The organism is Exiguobacterium sp. R-17 (assembly GCF_049913315.1).
In the GTDB taxonomy this organism is placed as follows: domain Bacteria; phylum Bacillota; class Bacilli; order Exiguobacteriales; family Exiguobacteriaceae; genus Exiguobacterium_A.
Genome location: NZ_CP184372.1, coordinates 2,003,819 through 2,019,388 on the forward strand (window position 1 = coordinate 2,003,819; position 15,570 = coordinate 2,019,388).

Annotated in this window: 20 protein-coding genes; 7 read left to right on the forward strand and 13 right to left on the reverse strand. The window is 43.6% G+C overall.

Features of this window, described 5'->3' with window-relative positions:
- Positions 1-2: 2 nt before the first annotated feature.
- The 5 genes from ACN9MT_RS10730 to ACN9MT_RS10750 all read right to left on the reverse strand — a co-directional run bounded on the left by ACN9MT_RS10730 (position 3) and on the right by ACN9MT_RS10750 (position 3,557).
- Positions 3-449: a BsuPI-related putative proteinase inhibitor gene (locus ACN9MT_RS10730; protein WP_035406667.1), complete on the reverse strand. Its 447-nt coding sequence runs from the start codon at positions 447-449 to the stop codon at positions 3-5.
- 78 nt (positions 450-527) lie between these two features.
- The gene (locus ACN9MT_RS10735) at positions 528-740 is read right to left on the reverse strand and encodes a hypothetical protein (protein WP_035406663.1); all 213 of its coding nucleotides are present in this window, start codon (positions 738-740) and stop codon (positions 528-530) included.
- Positions 741-1,099: 359 nt separating this feature from the next.
- Complete coding sequence (locus ACN9MT_RS10740; protein ID WP_056062400.1) at positions 1,100-2,191, reverse strand: conserved virulence factor C family protein; 1,092 nt, start codon at positions 2,189-2,191, stop codon at positions 1,100-1,102.
- 86 nt (positions 2,192-2,277) lie between these two features.
- On the reverse strand, positions 2,278-2,991 hold the full coding sequence (locus ACN9MT_RS10745; protein ID WP_426272160.1) for an alpha/beta fold hydrolase: 714 nt from the start codon (positions 2,989-2,991) through the stop codon (positions 2,278-2,280).
- An 8-nt stretch (positions 2,992-2,999) separates the two neighbouring features.
- Positions 3,000-3,557: a GNAT family N-acetyltransferase gene (locus tag ACN9MT_RS10750; protein ID WP_426272161.1), complete on the reverse strand. Its 558-nt coding sequence runs from the start codon at positions 3,555-3,557 to the stop codon at positions 3,000-3,002.
- 132 nt (positions 3,558-3,689) lie between these two features.
- Here ACN9MT_RS10750 and ACN9MT_RS10755 point away from each other — a divergent pair, with 132 nt between their 5' ends.
- The 4 genes from ACN9MT_RS10755 (at position 3,690) to ACN9MT_RS10770 (ending at position 7,576) form a co-directional block, all read left to right on the forward strand.
- Entirely contained in the window at positions 3,690-4,421 is a 732-nt protein-coding gene (locus ACN9MT_RS10755) for a hypothetical protein (RefSeq protein ID WP_056062405.1), read from the forward strand.
- Positions 4,422-4,668: 247 nt separating this feature from the next.
- The gene (locus ACN9MT_RS10760) at positions 4,669-4,962 is read left to right on the forward strand and encodes a hypothetical protein (RefSeq protein ID WP_035406649.1); all 294 of its coding nucleotides are present in this window, start codon (positions 4,669-4,671) and stop codon (positions 4,960-4,962) included.
- A 347-nt stretch (positions 4,963-5,309) separates the two neighbouring features.
- Positions 5,310-6,635, forward strand: a complete 1,326-nt coding sequence (gene brnQ, locus ACN9MT_RS10765) for a branched-chain amino acid transport system II carrier protein (protein WP_035406647.1) — start codon at positions 5,310-5,312, stop codon at positions 6,633-6,635.
- A gap of 65 nt (positions 6,636-6,700) precedes the next feature.
- Positions 6,701-7,576, forward strand: coding sequence for a DegV family protein (locus tag ACN9MT_RS10770; RefSeq protein WP_035406645.1), 876 nt, complete (start codon positions 6,701-6,703; stop codon positions 7,574-7,576).
- Between the two features lie 56 nt (positions 7,577-7,632).
- Here the strand turns inward: ACN9MT_RS10770 and ACN9MT_RS10775 are convergent, their stop codons facing one another.
- From ACN9MT_RS10775 to ACN9MT_RS10785, 3 genes are read right to left on the reverse strand one after another with little or no spacing between them, the layout of a single operon-like run.
- A complete protein-coding gene (locus tag ACN9MT_RS10775; protein ID WP_035406643.1) occupies positions 7,633-8,130 on the reverse strand; it encodes a hypothetical protein in 498 nt (165 codons plus the stop codon).
- On the reverse strand, positions 8,130-8,750 hold the full coding sequence (locus ACN9MT_RS10780; RefSeq protein WP_052018989.1) for a phosphatase PAP2 family protein: 621 nt from the start codon (positions 8,748-8,750) through the stop codon (positions 8,130-8,132). The genes ACN9MT_RS10775 and ACN9MT_RS10780 overlap by 1 nt, the downstream gene beginning before the upstream one ends.
- Complete coding sequence (locus tag ACN9MT_RS10785) at positions 8,750-9,292, reverse strand: phosphatidylglycerophosphatase A family protein (protein ID WP_035406640.1); 543 nt, start codon at positions 9,290-9,292, stop codon at positions 8,750-8,752. Before ACN9MT_RS10785 ends, ACN9MT_RS10780 begins: the two co-directional genes overlap by 1 nt.
- Positions 9,293-9,437: 145 nt before the next feature.
- Here ACN9MT_RS10785 and ACN9MT_RS10790 point away from each other — a divergent pair, with 145 nt between their 5' ends.
- On the forward strand, positions 9,438-9,950 hold the full coding sequence (locus ACN9MT_RS10790) for a YjcG family protein (RefSeq protein ID WP_035406637.1): 513 nt from the start codon (positions 9,438-9,440) through the stop codon (positions 9,948-9,950).
- Positions 9,951-9,954: 4 nt separating this feature from the next.
- On the opposite strand, the gene ACN9MT_RS10795 is transcribed toward ACN9MT_RS10790, so the two are convergent.
- Both ACN9MT_RS10795 and fabI read right to left on the reverse strand, forming a co-directional pair.
- Entirely contained in the window at positions 9,955-10,173 is a 219-nt protein-coding gene (locus ACN9MT_RS10795) for a hypothetical protein (RefSeq protein WP_035406634.1), read from the reverse strand.
- Positions 10,174-10,292: 119 nt separating this feature from the next.
- Positions 10,293-11,066 (reverse strand): enoyl-ACP reductase FabI, encoded by a 774-nt coding sequence (gene fabI, locus ACN9MT_RS10800; protein ID WP_029342212.1) that lies wholly within the window; start codon positions 11,064-11,066, stop codon positions 10,293-10,295.
- A 144-nt stretch (positions 11,067-11,210) separates the two neighbouring features.
- Between fabI and ACN9MT_RS10805 the strand changes: the two genes are divergently transcribed.
- Positions 11,211-12,380 carry an FtsW/RodA/SpoVE family cell cycle protein gene (locus ACN9MT_RS10805; protein WP_035406631.1) on the forward strand — a complete coding sequence of 390 codons (1,170 nt, stop codon included), beginning with the start codon at positions 11,211-11,213 and terminating at the stop codon, positions 12,378-12,380.
- 54 nt (positions 12,381-12,434) lie between these two features.
- Here the strand turns inward: ACN9MT_RS10805 and ACN9MT_RS10810 are convergent, their stop codons facing one another.
- The 3 genes from ACN9MT_RS10810 to ACN9MT_RS10820 are packed head-to-tail and all read right to left on the reverse strand — an operon-like array spanning position 12,435 to position 14,803.
- The gene (locus tag ACN9MT_RS10810; RefSeq protein ID WP_035406628.1) at positions 12,435-13,319 is read right to left on the reverse strand and encodes an RluA family pseudouridine synthase; all 885 of its coding nucleotides are present in this window, start codon (positions 13,317-13,319) and stop codon (positions 12,435-12,437) included.
- A 25-nt stretch (positions 13,320-13,344) separates the two neighbouring features.
- On the reverse strand, positions 13,345-14,148 hold the full coding sequence (locus ACN9MT_RS10815; protein WP_035406625.1) for an NAD kinase: 804 nt from the start codon (positions 14,146-14,148) through the stop codon (positions 13,345-13,347).
- A gap of 10 nt (positions 14,149-14,158) precedes the next feature.
- A complete protein-coding gene (locus ACN9MT_RS10820) occupies positions 14,159-14,803 on the reverse strand; it encodes a GTP pyrophosphokinase (protein ID WP_035396676.1) in 645 nt (214 codons plus the stop codon).
- Between the two features lie 96 nt (positions 14,804-14,899).
- On the opposite strand from ACN9MT_RS10820, the gene ACN9MT_RS10825 reads away from it, so the two are divergent.
- Positions 14,900-15,481: a CYTH domain-containing protein gene (locus ACN9MT_RS10825; RefSeq protein WP_231496835.1), complete on the forward strand. Its 582-nt coding sequence runs from the start codon at positions 14,900-14,902 to the stop codon at positions 15,479-15,481.
- Positions 15,482-15,570: the final 89 nt, after the last annotated feature.

Here is a 15,570-nt window from a genome sequence, read left to right on the forward strand (position 1 = left end):
CGTCATTTTGAATCAATCATTTGGTGATCCGTCGTTTGTTTTGCATTTGCTCCTTTGAACTGGCGGATTGTCGATACGCGAACTTCCTTGCTATCACCTAAAGAGGAGATCGGTAATTCAACCGTGTACTGTTTCGTTTCGCGTTTTGTGAACGTATCCTTCTCAATCGCTTGCGTGAATACTTGCTCTTTCTCAAAATCATACGTTACGTGTTGTTTCGCATCAATCAATTGAGCCTGAAATCGTTGCGAGGAAGGATATGTCACGTTTACACTGTGATCATTTGGATTCGTTAAGGAAATGTCTAATTGCATCATACTGTCTTGCTTTGTCGTTTTGACTGCAATCTGAATCGGTTCGTTCATGGTTTTTGTTGCCTGTTGTTTCTTTTCTTGGCAACCTGCTAAACAAACAGTAAGCAGCAACAGAATGAAAACGAGACGTTTCATTTCATCCCTCCTTTTATCTAATCAATTTTATCACAAAAAAAAGCGAGAGAGGATTTCCTCTCTCGCACATTTCATCTCTTATGCTACAGGTAAAGTAGATGGATTCATCTTGAATGAAAACAATTGCTCTAAACCTGTCGCAAACAGTTCGTCACAAATATCTTCTGCCGCGTTTGCTGGTGCAACCAATGTAATCGTACGACTGTCAATTGTTTCGATCGTGACATATACCCCTGTTGTTGTCCGTTCCTTGTATCCTACTGCTAAATCAGTTTCAGCGAAAAGTAACATATCCCCGATTCTCCCCTTTTCTCATTCATATGCCAAGCCAAAAGATGACCTACATGCTTCGAATTCGTTATTGTAGGTTTACTGTATCAAAGAGATGAAAAAAGAAGAGAATAGTCATTCGACATTTCATTTCAAAACAATATTCCAGTTCAAATAGGGATATTTTGGAATAATCTATATAGTTGTTGCATGCAAGCGTTTTTACGAGCGTTTCCAACACATTTCATTTCGATTTCAAAAAGATGACAACATAATTTTGATTATTTTACCATCATTTTTAGATAACAGGGAAAATATACCTAGACAATCGATGGCTCATTTTGTCGAATGATTCTTTCACACAATATTATTTTGAGTTCTCATGAACTTTCATCTATCATTCGATTCATTTGTTGCCAGACCGTCCCTAGTGCTTCTTCCCCACTTTCGATTCGAGTCAAGGCGAGTTCCGCCTGTAAAGCGACTTCGTATTCTCGGTCTCGACTCGCTTCACGCAGTCTTGGAATCGACTGTTCTGTTCCAACATCGAACAGGAATCGAGCAGCCCGCCAACGTACTAGTTTATTTTTATCCGTCAAAGCCTCCATCATCATTGGTTCAGCCTCTGGCATCGCCCAATCCGAAATCGTATCACCTGCTGTTCGTCGTACGATACCTGATGGATCATGGAGTGCACTTGTCAGATACTCTAATAATTCTTCCCGATGTTCTTCGAACATCCCAAGCTTTACGATTGCTTGACGACGAATTTGCATTTTTTCATCCTGTAATAATCGTGCATACGCCGGAACCCATTCCATTTCAACAGGCAGTTCATCAAGCGCCGCAAATCGTTCTTTCCAATCAGACGAACGAATAGCTTGACCACTAAAGGCAATATCTTCCCCTGCTGCGAGCGACTTGAGACGTTCGATACGTTCGACTGGATATGCGATCTCAATCTCATTCGCTACTTCACGCAAACTTTCGTCAAGGTCACCGTATCGAGGTGCTTGTTCCACCCAGCGTCGATCGCTAATGACATTCTGAACGAATGGTTGGACGAATAGCGCTGCTTCTCGGAATCGTTCTGGCAACCCTTCTCGTTTTTCTTCTAATCCTTTCACACCTTTGATTTGCATTGGTACGCCTAAAATGAACTGTACAAATAAATGGACTGGCTCATACTCAGCATCTGTCTCGTGCTGTTCAACGTCATTTAACGTTTCACCGAACGCACGTCGTATATCGATGACAAGCGAACGCCAATCATATTTCGGATAACGCTCGATCGATAAAAAGTCACTGACCTGATAAACAAACTTAACGCCAGGTATTTCAAGTAATCGCTGAATGTGTTCCGGTGCGCCAAAGGCATGCTCGAATGTCTGCCCCTTTTCCGAAAAGACCTCATCAACGATGACTTTCATGTTATTTGGACTTGGTGTTGGTTCAATCGCTACGATTTTCATGTGTATCCCCTCCACTTCTATCATTTCAGATATCTAATCTGAAATGCAAAGCAAATGCCCTACAGACATGACCGTAGGGCAAAAACTTACTTGAATGCTTCTTCGATAATTGCAACGAAAGCATCCGGTGTCTCAAGCATCCCCATGTGTCCACTGTCTGTTGACCGATGTATGAGATGATCATTTGTTGGTGCAAACGCACTTTCCTCTGAGATCAATGGATCCTTCGTACCATGAATGATGACACCTTTTACGTTTGCTTTCGTTAAAGCTTTCGTCATATCCCGACGATCTCGCATCGCAGAGAGTGCACGGATGGCTCCTTCGACGGTCATCATATACCCAATTTCAAGTGCTTCAGCAACAGCGAATTCATCGGCTCCTTCCGCAAATAAGGACGGAACAAGACCATTGACAAATTCTCTTACACCAACTTCTTCGACGCGCGTGATATTTTGATTTCGTTTTTGTTTCGCTTGTTCATCATCTGCTTTCGCCGTTGAGTAAACGAGACCATATCCACTGATTTGTTCGGCATACCTTTCCACGATTGCAGCCGTGATGTACCCGCCAAAAGAGTGACCAACGATGATTGGCTTTTGAACACCACGTCGCTCTAGATCATCCATGACCCATTCTGCGAATCCCTCAATCGTATCAGGTCCGACATCCAGTCCTTCATGTCCTGGTAAACTCAACGGTAAAACTTCAAAAGAATGTCGTAAATTTGCCTCTACCCGATTAAAATAATCTGTCCCTCCTGTAAATCCATGTAGGAGTACAAGTGTTTGTTTTTCCATTGACTACCTCATCCCTTCCACTCAGATGCGAGCATACGGTACATCGTCAAGTTCATGAAACGACCATGACTATATGCATAATCTTCTAATAATCCTTCTGCTTGAAACCCTAATTTTTGCACCAATGCATTGGAAGCAAGATTCTCAGGTGCTACGAGAGCACTGATGCGATGGAGAGCGAATTCATCAAATCCGTAAGTCAGAACAGCTCGAGCCGCTTCGGAAGCCACTCCGCGTTGCCAATACTCTTGACTGACTTCAAAGCCAATTTCAGCTCGATGGTATTGGGAGAGCCAGTTATGAAAACCAATCGTACCGATCAATTGATTCGTTTCTGCATCAGCAATTGCCCAGCGAATCGCTTTACCTTGTGTAAACTGTTCCTTGAAGTAACTGATGACATTTTTTGCTTCATAGACTGTCACAAGCGGATCTGATCCGTAATAGTACATGACTTCATCATCTGATAGGATTTTAAACAATTCACGTGCGTCACGGTTTTCGAGCTCACGTAATACGAAGCGCTCGGTTCGCAATTCCGGGAATGGCTTTCGCAAGCCCCACATGCTCCATCACCTCTCTTTATGCTTCTCTATGTAGTATGCCCGTTTTCAGGAGTAAATATCCTTTCAGGCAATTCGAAGTTTTGCTACTATTGAATTATGAAGGAGTTAGTCACGGAAAGGAAGCGAAGTGGTATGTCAAGTGCGTTACTTTACTTATATGAGGACGAGGAAAATCAACGCTTGACGATGTCAGGGGTGCATTTCTCTGATTTCGCCGCAGCCGTCGATTTGAAGCGTCCTTTGCTTATTTCAGGAAGTGATTTCAAGCAGACGAAACAATCGTTTCGGACAATGCTACATTATATCGAAGCGCATGAAATCGAACAGTTTTCACAATCCACGGATGTGCAGCGTCATCCATTGATCGCTATCGATATTCGTTCCTCCCATTCACTCGACGTATTAACGGATGTCGAGATCGCAGAGTTGTTATTTTTAATGCATATGAAACGTGGAATGCCACTTCCCTTCCTTGATTCGATTGAAAATGAATTGGTCTATTTTAGCGAGCATGACGGACTTCATGCTTCCGTTTACTTAAAAGACTGGGCACGCGTCGAACAATTGATTGCTGATCTTGTGCAACGAAAATTCCGACAGCACGCACGATCCGTTGCCTCTATTGCTTTAACAGCTGAAATCATGATCCATATCCGTCATTTTCTCGGAGAAGGGGTCCTGATTGATTTCGAAAGCGCAAAGCGATCTGTTTTTTCAAGAAATATTACGATTCCTGTCTACGTGGCTGGCCGTTATGAAGACATGAGCGTATTACATGAAGATTTTGAAGCCGAGAAAGAATCGATTCTTAGACGTGGAACGCTTGTGTGTCGAAAAAAGAAATGGAGTTTTGAGTTAGATTGACCTTTAGCATCTTTTTCTTTTAGAAAAGGATGCTTTTGTTCTATTTGAATTTTAAATGATGATTCCTTCTTTACGGTTATTATGGACAATGTGACAATATCGTTAAAAAATTTTTCGAATTTTCACACAAAATAAGACTAGCATCTTGTGAGGACTTCGCTATAATGAGGATAACCTTTTTAAGATAGAAGTTAGACCTGTTTTTTTGTAGGGATGGTACTGGAATCAGCAGAAGGAGGAATTCAATATGGATCAGTTAAAAGTGAACGGAATTGGCTCATTCACGAAATTTGCGACGAACGGGAACATCCTCAAATTAAAGGATGCGACACTCGGTGAAGTGAAACTGTCGCTGAATGAAGCGAGTTCAATGACCATCGCCCCTGTCGATGAAGAAAATGGACTTTTCGTCATTAAAGGGCAACAGCAGGAATCGCTTGTTGAACTGACGTTACCACGTCAATCCTGTGAGGTCGTTCACGCTTGGCTCCTCCATAAATTGAAACGCCATAAAAAAATACGCTCGATTGCGACAAGCTGACATTTGTATGAAAATCCTTAACTCAAGACTTCCATTCATGAGTTAAGGGTTTTTTTCTGTTTAAAAGTCTCGGTGATAAATTTTCAGAAAATATTGTTTTCTTAGATTCTTCATGTTATCCTTAGAAAAATTCAAACAGGAGGTTTTAAACATGACATATACATCGCTTATCCCAGTACGACTGATTGTGATTAGGACCAGGGACTGAAGATTCATTTCTCGATTGAGAAGATGAAGACCAGGCCCTTTTCGTCATTTCGACAAGGCGTCTGATCACACGACGCCTATCCACGCACATCGTGGATGAGGCTTTTTTTATTGAAATTAGAAGGAATGGAGGACAACACATGTTTAAGACAAAAGATACGTTCGCTTTAGGATTTATGATCTTCGCATTATTTTTCGGTGCGGGTAACCTAATCTTCCCACCAGAACTCGGCGCCCTTGCAGGTAAACAATTCCTCCCAGCCATCCTCGGCTTTATCGTGACAGGTGTGGGTCTTCCGTTGCTCGGCTTACTTGCTGTCGCATCTATCGGAGGCGGTATCAAAACGCTTGCTGCTCCTCTCCCTCGTTTTGTAGGTGCTGCCTTGACGTTTGCTCTCTACGTTGCCATTGGACCTTTCTTCGGAATCCCTCGGACATCGGTTGTCACGTATGAGCTCGGTGTTGTACCATTTCTCGGTGCGCCTTCACAAATGACATTAGTTCTCTCATCAAGTCTCTTTTTCATTGCTACGCTTTACCTCGTATTGCGTCCTGGTAAATTACTTGAAATCATCGGACGTTTCATCACACCTTTATTGCTGATTGCACTTGCTGCGTTAAGCATCAGTAGCATCGTCTCACCACTTTCAAGTGTCGCTTCACCAAGCAAAGCCTATGAGACGACAGGTCAAGCATTCATCCAAGGTTTTCTTCAAGGATACTTAACGCTTGATGCACTCGGCGCCTTAGTCTTCGGTGTCGTGGTACTTCATACATTAAAAAGCCGAGGCGTTCATGAACGAACAGCACAATTTAAAGTCGTCACTCGTGCTGGAACGATTGCTGCGGTTGCTTTGACTCTCGTCTATATCGGACTCGGAATGATCGGACGTAATACATTTGCCGCAATCGGAAAAGTCGATGGTCCGACCCTTCTTCAGCATTATGCGAATACAGCATTCGGTTCAATTGGTTTAGCTGTACTTGGTCTTGCGATCCTACTTGCCTGCTTGACGACTTCAGTTGGTCTCGTCACTGCATTTGCAGAATATATGATGACTCTTTCAACACGTGTCACATTAAAAACAGCAAGTATCTTCACGACTGTTCTTGGTCTCACGGTATCTATTGTCGGATTACAGACATTGTTATCAATCGCTGTTCCCGTGTTGATGTTCCTTTATCCAATCGTCATCGTCTTAATCGCATTAACATTCATGCGTCATCTGTTCCGTCGTAAGTCGGTCGTTTATCAGTTCACTCTTGGAGTAACGATTTTCTTCTCACTTTGTAGTGCGTTAAACCAACTTTCTCTTTTCCCGGGAAATCTCAAAACCTTCTATCAATCACTTCCTTTAGTGGATCAAAGTTTAGAATGGTTGTTTCCGACACTTATCGCCTTTGGTCTCAGTTCATGGTTTGGACACGTTTCCACCCCTTCCGTCATACAAAAACGCGCTAGCTAGTGATTCCGTTTTCATAGCTATGGTATGATGAACAAAATGGTTATATTAATGGAGGCGTCATATACATGGATAAGATTGCTTGGATTACCGACAGCATGGCTTTTTTCGAGCCAGGAGAGGCTGAAAAAATCGGAGTCCATGTGATACCGACATTACTCATCTTGAACGGGGAGTCTTACCGGGAGTATGTCGATATCTCGATTGAACAATTGAATCAAAAAATGCAGGACGATTCGAAAATCTCACCTACGACTTCGCAACCGTCTTTTGGTGACTTCGTAACTCTATACGAACAGTTACTCGAAGACGGTTATGATTACGGATATGCGATTCACATCACGAGTGGCTTAAGTGGTACCTACTCCAGTTCGGTCGCTGCAGCTGAGGCTGTCGGTTTCCCGCTGTATGCGATTGATTCATACACGGGTGCTGCCAATCAACAAGAACTTGTCCGGATCGCACAGCGACTAGTAGCTGCTGGTAACGATCCAAAGGAAGTCATGTCGACACTTGAAACGTTTAAACACAAATCGCATTTTTATCTGATTATTGGAAATATGGAGACGATGCGACGTAGTGGTCGAGTTTCAGGAAGTCAATTTTTATTAGCGAATATGCTCAACATCAAGCCGATCGTTCAATTTAATGAAGAAGGACAGCTTGTTCCTTTCAAGAAGGTACGCTCGATCAAAAAAGCATTTAAGGAAATGGTAACCGAGATCACTTCTAAAGTGACAGCACAAGGAGTCTACGATCGAACACTATATATCGGTCATACGCTCGCTCATACTGCTGCTGAAGAATTAAAACGTTTGATTGTAACGGAACATCCTGAAATCAACGTTCGTATCACGCAATTCGGTCCTTCCATCTTGGCACATGCTGGTGCTGAGACGGTCGGCGTGTTCTGGTTCGACGACATTTCTCTACCTACAACTTGATACCTAACATTAAAAAATAAAGAACCGGACGGTCTTAAAAAAGACCGTCCGGTTCTTTATTTTGTTTCGTATTTACGAAATAATTCTTCTAGCAACATCGCTTCGTCCAACGTACGATGAATCGGTTCGTGCGGAAGTGCGATTTGATTCGATAATGTGTCGGAAGGATATACATCAAACGACACTTGTTCCATCTCAATAAGATACTCAAGGATAGAATCAAGTGAGCTTTCCTTTTTAAATTGACGAAGCCAGTTTTCATATCGACGATCTACTTTTCCTTCTTTCAGCAATATCTCTCCACTAGCAATGATTGCCCATTTAGGCGGCGCATCGATTTGGAAAAGTTCCAACTGCTGATATTCTTCCATCGTTCGTTTCGTCACCGGAATGACACCGTTGATTGAGACCAATCGTTTTAATCTAAGATGCGCTCGCATCGTCATGAATCGCGGTCGTCCGGCGACTCGCTCAACAAGCAAGGTCGGTTTATCAATAGAACGCATCGTTTCTTCATCAAATAATAAACTATGATCTACATCTAATACTAGCATTAAGACACTCCTTTTTTTCTGCGGGAGACGATGAATGCATAGGAGCTACATAAAAGAATCGCTGCAAAACAATAACCACCGATGACGTCTGAAAAATAATGAACGTTTAAAATGATGCGGGAAGCTCCCATGGCAAGAAATAACCCAATCGTCAACACCGATACGATTACTTTGCCAGTCGTTTTTAAATGCCGGAAAGCGACGACAAGAAATCCTACATATACAGCGAATGCCATCGCGGAATGACCACTTGGAAAACTATAGCCAACACCACCAACTAACTCATTCAATGAAGGACGTTCTCGTACGAAGGCAAATTTGACGACTTGATTCAATGCTCCTACAGAGATCGCCATCAATACATACCAAATACTTGCGATACGATCTCGCCACAAGACATAACTCACTACTCCAAGTAACACCGTCATTGTCATCGCCCCAGGACCAGAGCCTAGTTGAGTGAACCAAGAGACATAGTCCCCTGGAACATGTTGAGACATGTACGACGATAATTGAGCGTCAAATAAAAAATAGCCCGTCATTCGAATCGAGACGGCGATGATCACGAACAAGACGACAGCGATGGATGCACCCACCCACGCCGCTCTTGCCCCCCGCATTAGTATGTCCCCTTACGTTCTTCTAATTCTTCTGCTGAATAATCTTCCTTATCCCGCAAACGATGTGCCAAACGCCCTGATGCATTTGCTGCGATGGCTGCAACGATATCGTCCATGAACGTATTGACTTTTCCGTCTCCGAGCTTCGTATCCAGTTCTTTGATGATCCCAACCTTCGCCTTATCCAAATATCCGAATGTCGTAACAGCGATAGAACCGTACGTATTGACAGCACCAATCGCGATCGTTTCATCTACGCCAAATAATCCTTCATCGCTTTGGATGATGGACAAGAGTGGTTCTGATAATAATCCTTTTTCAGCAAGAATATCTAATTCTGCCCCGACAAGGATCGCATGTTGTAATTCACGCTTTTCAAGAACTCGTTCAACCGAACTGACACATGTTTCTACTGTCAGATCCACTGTGTATGGTGCTTGCATTTGGTAAACGATCTCAGCAATCGCATGAATCGTCACCCCGCGTTCATGTAACTTGTCAATTGCTGCTTGTTTGACCTCTTTTGAATGTGTTTTCTTCATGACTGTATCCACCTCTCCAACAAAGTACTTCATTAGTATACACGGATTCTAAAGCTCCTCTCAAACTTCTTTGACATCGACGCCAGAATCCGTCATGATTATTTTGTAAAGCGTTATCATTTCAGGGGAAAGTAGGGGATTTTCGATGAACATCGGGGTTGTATTGTTTCCATCGAAACGCGTTCAAGATTTTGCCAATTCATACCGAAAGAGATATGACTCGAAGTATTCACTGATCACACCGCACATCACGTTACGGGAGCGGATGGGAGTCGATGAGACAGAATTAAATCACATCGTGACAGAGTTAAATCGAATCGCGTCCGAAACGAAACCGGTCAATCTGCACATCCAAGGAGCCCGGTCGTTCCATCCGACGAACAATGTCTTGTTCCTTAAAGTAATGCCATCGGATGAGTTAGAACAATTACATCGTGCCTTGCATACAGGACCACTCGCACATAATCCGAAATACGATTTCTTGCCACATATCACGATTGGTCAAGAACTGTCGGATGTCGAATTGTTCGATGTACTAGAACGTCTCAAGATGGAAGATATCCGTTTCCAAGAAGATGTCACGAAAATGGCTTTATTGTATGAACTGGAAAATGGAGCTTGGAGTGTCTACGAGACATTCCGCTTTACAGGTCAATGAATGATTAAACTTCCCGGTCGAAGCTTCGACCGGGAAGTTTTAGTTCTGGTAACACTCCATATGCATTCGCCTGTTCTTCTAAAAAATCTTGCGTTTCATGTTCTCGATAAGGATCGACTGGGCGTATCGGTTGAACCCTTGCGACCGGTTCAGTTTTCAGTTGTGGGTCGACTCGTACTTGACGATTCACATATTGTACGACCGTAAAATCGATTGCGTTCATCCTCTGCACTTCCTCTCCCCTTCTAATTCTAACGTTGTTCATAATTGACACTTCCCCGATTAAGCACAAAAAAAACCAAGCTCCCCTCCTAAGGGAAGCCCGGTTCACTAAATCACCTATTACAGAATGTGGAATCCACTATCGACGTGAAGGATTTCTCCTGTTACACCACTCGACATTTGCGAAAGTAAGAATAATCCACTCTGACCGATTTGTTCCGTCGTAACGTTACGGTGAAGTGGCGCGCGTTCTTCGATGCTATCAAGGATTGAGTTGAAATCGCCAACACCTTTTGCTGAAACTGTCCGGATCGGACCAGCAGAGATCGCATTGACACGAACACCTTGCTGTCCGTATTCAGCAGCGAGATAACGAACGCTAGCATCTAATGCTGCTTTCGCAACACCCATGACGTTGTAGTTCGGAACCATCTTCTCACCACCAAGGTAAGTCAATGTGATGACAGATGCGTCTTCTGTGAAGAAATCTTTCGCTGCCTTGACGACTGCCGTCAAACTGTAGGCAGAGATATCAAGTGCTTGCGCGAACTGTTCACGTGTCACACCAGAAAATTCACCACGAAGTGCTTCTTTATCCGCGAATGCGATCGAGTGAGCAATTCCTGAAATCTTACCGTGATCTGCATGGATCGTCTGGAAGACCTGTTCGATTTCTTCATCACTCGTGACATCACACGTATAATAAGAAGCCGGACGTGATAATTCCTGTCCTAATTTTTCAAGTGGTGCTTTGAAACGTTCCCCGACATATGTAAATGCGAGGCTTGCTCCAGCAGCGTCGAGTGCACGTGCGATGCCCCATGCAATCGAACGTTGGTTGATGACGCCCATGACGACGTACGTCTTGCCTTCGAGTGAAGGATAAATATTCATGATAAAGTCCCCCTTGAATTAGTACCTGGTAATAAAACCTATCTTCAGGTTACAAAAACGTAACGCTTCTGTCAACCATCGCTCTTGATATTGCGGATTTGATAAATTACGGTAATATAGAAAGTGATAGAAAGTAGGGATGAAATGAATCGATTCAAATCATTTACACAACGTTATGATCATACGTTGTTGTTTTTACTCGCCTGTCTGATGGTCATCAGCGTCATCGCCATCTATACGGCCCAACCTTCGCTTAAAGGTGCTATCAGTGCCATCAACTTCTCCGCCAAACAAATTCAGTGGTATGTCATCGGTTTCATAGCGTTATCCGTCGTCATTTTCATCGACTATGAACAGCTGAAGCGATTCCACTGGTTTTTATACGGAGCTGGTATCCTGTCATTGATTGGTCTTGTTATTTTCCGTGGTACACCAATCGTTACTGAAATCAAAGGAGCGTATGGGTGGTATCAATTCCCGGTCATTGGGACAGTTCAACCGGCTGAGTTCATGAAATTCTTTTTGATTGTTTCGCTCGCTGCCGTCATCACCGAACACAATGCCCGTTATGTTCAACACGAACGCGACTTCTTATTGCTCGTTAAAATGGTTGCTGTCACGGCTTTGCCACTTGGTCTCATTATCATCCAACCCGATTTAGGAATCGGTTTGATCTTATGTGTCATTCTTGCATGTGCCATGTTGTTATCTGGACTGAACTGGAAATGGCTCTTGACGATGTTTGCCCTGTTCGCAGGTTCTGTCATCATCTTCTTTTACCTGTTTTATTTCCACAACGACTTACTCGCAACGTTTTTCCCAGGTCACGCGATGAACCGGATCATGGCTTGGTTGCAACCTTTTGAATATGCGGATGATCTCTCGTATCAGCTCGTCCAAGCAATCAATGCAACAGGTTCTGGTCAAATGTTCGGGGTTGGATACGGAAAACTGCAGGTATTCGTTCCGGAACTGCATACGGACTTCATCTTTACGACGATTGCCTCACACTATGGTTTCATCGGGGCTGCCATCGTATTGATCGTCTTATTCCTGTTCGTCTATCGCTTGATTCAAATTGCTCTTGAGACGGCGGATCCATTTGGTACCTATATCGTGACAGGATATGTCGCCATGTTCACGTTCCAAATCTTCCAGAACATCGGGATGACGATCGGTGTCTTACCGATCACAGGTCTTCCATTACCATTCATCAGTTATGGTGGATCAACGATGATCGTAAACCTCGTCGGTCTAGGATTAATTATGGCAATCGCTTCTCAGTCTCGGATTTCCATGTTTGATGAAGATTAATCGCATACGATAAAAGGCAGTGGATTAAGTCCACTGCCTTTTATCGTATGTTCATTATTCCAATCGAAGATCCTCGGGAAGCGGCGCTTCAAATCGGACACGTTCTCCTGTCGCAGGGTGAAGGAACGTCGCTGACGCGCTATGGAGTGCTTGACGCGGGAGCAATGGTTCACCCTGATACATCGTATCACCAATCAAAGGATGTCCTAAAAAGGCAAGATGGACACGAATTTGATGCGTCCGTCCCGTCTCTAGTCGAATATCCAGTAAGGAAAACTCTCGATCCAAAGCTTGGACCCGTCGACTATTTAAAATATGCGTAATGGCCCGTTGACCATCCGGTCGTACCATTCGTTCCATGAAGGAATGATCGGTTTGACCAATCGGCTGATCAATCGTTTGTACCGGTACATGTCCGGGTGCATAGGCTAAATAATGCCGCTCTAATTCGTTTGATCGTTGCATGAGACTCATTCGGTGATGGGCGAGTCCGTGTTTCGCGAATAAAACGAGACCACTCGTGTCTCGATCGAGTCGATTGACGATATGGATCGCATACGGAATCCCTTGTTTTCGATAATAACCAAGAACATAATTCGACAATGAGTGTTCCGGATGCAATCGTGACGGAATCGATGCCATCCCCGGTGGTTTATTGACGACGAGTAACCAATCATCTTCAAACAAAATATCGAGTTCCCCTTCTGTCGCTACCATGTCCGGTGCTGGTGTTTCTTCCGGGAAGAAGACGTGGACACGGTCACCCGCGCACAAGACGTCGTGGACGTTGACATGATGACCGTTCCGCGTGATATCTCCATGATTTTTGATTGATACTAACATTTTTCGTGAGATACCTAGACGGGTCGTACAAAAATGACTGACGCGCCAGCCATCCTCGATATCAGTAACCGTCTGTTGTAGCTGAAATCCATTCATGTTTCCATTTCCTTTACATACTGCGTCAACGTCTTTCGTCTGCCAGGAAAGATTCCCGCACCCGTTGCCAAAACGGGAAAGAACGAAAACGAGCAAATTTCACTTTTTTATCTGATACTCGACACCGGATCGATGTCACATTTTGATGGACAATCGAAGCATAGTGGTCATAGGTCATCTGAAAATCAATCGGATTGACGGGACGAATTTCGACATCATGATGTTTCGGTAACAACATCGGTGAGCCGATCGTCCGGTAAACACGATTATTGATCGAAGCCATTTCTGTAATTTGGATCGCTTCGAGTGCCGGGTGGACAATCGCACCGCCGAGCGCCTTGTTATATGCCGTCGAACCAGAGGGTGTCGATATACATAACCCGTCACCTCGAAACGTCTCAAAATAGTCGCCTCGAATCGATAAATCGCAAACGAGTGTTTGATTGAAACTTTTGATCGTACACTCGTTCAAAGCAAGCAGTTGATTATGTGAGCCATCCGCATAGTCAATTGATAGTTCAAGCAGCGGGTATTCGACCGTCGCTAAATCCTGCTTCGCGATATGATCAATCAACTCATCCATCTCTTCAGGACGCCAATCCGCATAAAAACCAAGGTGCCCTGTATGAATCCCTACAAGGGTAATCGTCTCTACTTGATCGAGATACGAATGGAACGCTTGTAACATTGTCCCGTCTCCCCCGATTGAAACGACGATTTCCGGTTGACTGACATCAAGCACACATCCCCGCTCCGTCAACGCCTGCTCGAGTTGTTGTTTTAGCGCATGAGAACGCTCATCATCACGAGCCGTGATTGCAAAACGCATGGTCATCCCCCTACTCTTTTAATCGTTCCGACGCCTTAGCGTCGCGTTGAAAGACGAGTTGCGCGTCTTGAATTTCTACTTTCAATTGACTCATCTCCGCGTCAAGCAAAAATGCCGCTTCTGCCGCACGCCGCAGGCGCTCCCGTGTTTCTTCCGGAATGTTCCCCTGGTACTTGTAATTTAACGAGTGTTCGATCGTCGCCCAAAAGTTCATCGCAAGCGTACGAATTTGAATCTCGACTAATGTCGGTACTTCACCTTCGATCGTCTGTACTGGATAAGCAATGATGACATGATACGATCGATAACCACTATCCTTCTTTTGAGTGATGTAGTTACGTTCCTCGACGATTTTAAAATCACCGCGCGAACGTAATAGTTCAAGAACATGAATGATATCATCGACGAATTGACACATGATGCGTAATCCGGCAATATCCTGCATATCTTGTTCCAATGATTCACGCGCAATTGCTTTTCGTTCTGCTTTTTGAAGAATGCTTTTTACAGGTTTGACCCGTCCTGTGACAAATTCAATCGGTGAATGCTCTCCCCGTTGCTGAAATTGTTTACGAATCGCTTTTAGCTTTACTTTCAACTCATCGACCGCGATTTGATACGGCGCAAGAAATAAATCCCAATTTTCTTTTGTCATCTGATTTGTCACCACTTTTAATCGAATAGTATTGGTTCAGTGCCTGTTCCTACCTCATTCATGTTATCATATTTTCAGACATTCAACTAGAAAGGCGTGATTCCGATTAGACAAGAATTGGAAATCGAATTCAAGAACTTATTGTCTGAACAAGAATATCTATCGTTATTTACCCATTATGCGTCAACTAAACAACCCATTTGGCAAGCAAATGATTATTTTGATACGCCTGATTTCGAACTTCGAAAAAAAGGTGCTGCCTTACGGATACGTGAAAAAAAACAAGGACTTGTCCTTACTTTAAAACAACCTCATGAAAATGGATTGCTTGAAACACATGTCACACTATCAGCAAGTGAAGCGGAAGATCTATTCAAATACGGTCTGATTCACTCCGAAGAGATGAATCACCAGTTGTCGTCTTTTGACTTGCAAGGTTCGTTGGAACATTTAGGACGTTTAGAAACCGAACGCATCGAGACGGTGCTTCCAGAAGGCTTACTCGTCCTTGATAAAAGTCGCTATCTCGGACATACCGATTATGAGTTAGAGTTTGAGGTCAGCAACTTCGAACAAGGGCAAAAGGATTTCGAGCGAATTCTTTCAGAACACGACATTCCACAGCGCAAAACAAAAAATAAAATCGTTCGCTTCATGGAACGTAAAGCGCTTTCTTGATTTTTCGTGTAAGAATGAACAAGCAAAACCTTTGCTCTTTCTTTTTTTTCGTTGCTAAAATAGGGTAACGATAACAACAGGAAGGGGTG

What these genes read in the sequence shown, in the direction of transcription:
- ACN9MT_RS10730 (WP_035406667.1), bottom strand. Translation starts at nt 449, where the DNA reads ATGAAACGTCTCGTTTTCATTCTGTTGCTGCTTACTGTTTGTTTAGCA.
- ACN9MT_RS10735 (WP_035406663.1), bottom strand. Translation starts at nt 740, where the DNA reads ATGTTACTTTTCGCTGAAACTGATTTAGCAGTAGGATACAAGGAACGG.
- ACN9MT_RS10740 (WP_056062400.1), bottom strand. Translation starts at nt 2,191, where the DNA reads ATGAAAATCGTAGCGATTGAACCAACACCAAGTCCAAATAACATGAAA.
- ACN9MT_RS10745 (WP_426272160.1), bottom strand. Translation starts at nt 2,991, where the DNA reads ATGGAAAAACAAACACTTGTACTCCTACATGGATTTACAGGAGGGACA.
- ACN9MT_RS10750 (WP_426272161.1), bottom strand. Translation starts at nt 3,557, where the DNA reads ATGTGGGGCTTGCGAAAGCCATTCCCGGAATTGCGAACCGAGCGCTTC.
- ACN9MT_RS10755 (WP_056062405.1), top strand. Translation starts at nt 3,690, where the DNA reads ATGTCAAGTGCGTTACTTTACTTATATGAGGACGAGGAAAATCAACGC.
- ACN9MT_RS10760 (WP_035406649.1), top strand. Translation starts at nt 4,669, where the DNA reads ATGGATCAGTTAAAAGTGAACGGAATTGGCTCATTCACGAAATTTGCG.
- brnQ (WP_035406647.1), top strand. Translation starts at nt 5,310, where the DNA reads ATGTTTAAGACAAAAGATACGTTCGCTTTAGGATTTATGATCTTCGCA.
- ACN9MT_RS10770 (WP_035406645.1), top strand. Translation starts at nt 6,701, where the DNA reads ATGGATAAGATTGCTTGGATTACCGACAGCATGGCTTTTTTCGAGCCA.
- ACN9MT_RS10775 (WP_035406643.1), bottom strand. Translation starts at nt 8,130, where the DNA reads ATGCTAGTATTAGATGTAGATCATAGTTTATTATTTGATGAAGAAACG.
- ACN9MT_RS10780 (WP_052018989.1), bottom strand. Translation starts at nt 8,750, where the DNA reads ATGCGGGGGGCAAGAGCGGCGTGGGTGGGTGCATCCATCGCTGTCGTC.
- ACN9MT_RS10785 (WP_035406640.1), bottom strand. Translation starts at nt 9,292, where the DNA reads ATGAAGAAAACACATTCAAAAGAGGTCAAACAAGCAGCAATTGACAAG.
- ACN9MT_RS10790 (WP_035406637.1), top strand. Translation starts at nt 9,438, where the DNA reads ATGAACATCGGGGTTGTATTGTTTCCATCGAAACGCGTTCAAGATTTT.
- ACN9MT_RS10795 (WP_035406634.1), bottom strand. Translation starts at nt 10,173, where the DNA reads ATGAACGCAATCGATTTTACGGTCGTACAATATGTGAATCGTCAAGTA.
- fabI (WP_029342212.1), bottom strand. Translation starts at nt 11,066, where the DNA reads ATGAATATTTATCCTTCACTCGAAGGCAAGACGTACGTCGTCATGGGC.
- ACN9MT_RS10805 (WP_035406631.1), top strand. Translation starts at nt 11,211, where the DNA reads ATGAATCGATTCAAATCATTTACACAACGTTATGATCATACGTTGTTG.
- ACN9MT_RS10810 (WP_035406628.1), bottom strand. Translation starts at nt 13,319, where the DNA reads ATGAATGGATTTCAGCTACAACAGACGGTTACTGATATCGAGGATGGC.
- ACN9MT_RS10815 (WP_035406625.1), bottom strand. Translation starts at nt 14,148, where the DNA reads ATGCGTTTTGCAATCACGGCTCGTGATGATGAGCGTTCTCATGCGCTA.
- ACN9MT_RS10820 (WP_035396676.1), bottom strand. Translation starts at nt 14,803, where the DNA reads ATGACAAAAGAAAATTGGGATTTATTTCTTGCGCCGTATCAAATCGCG.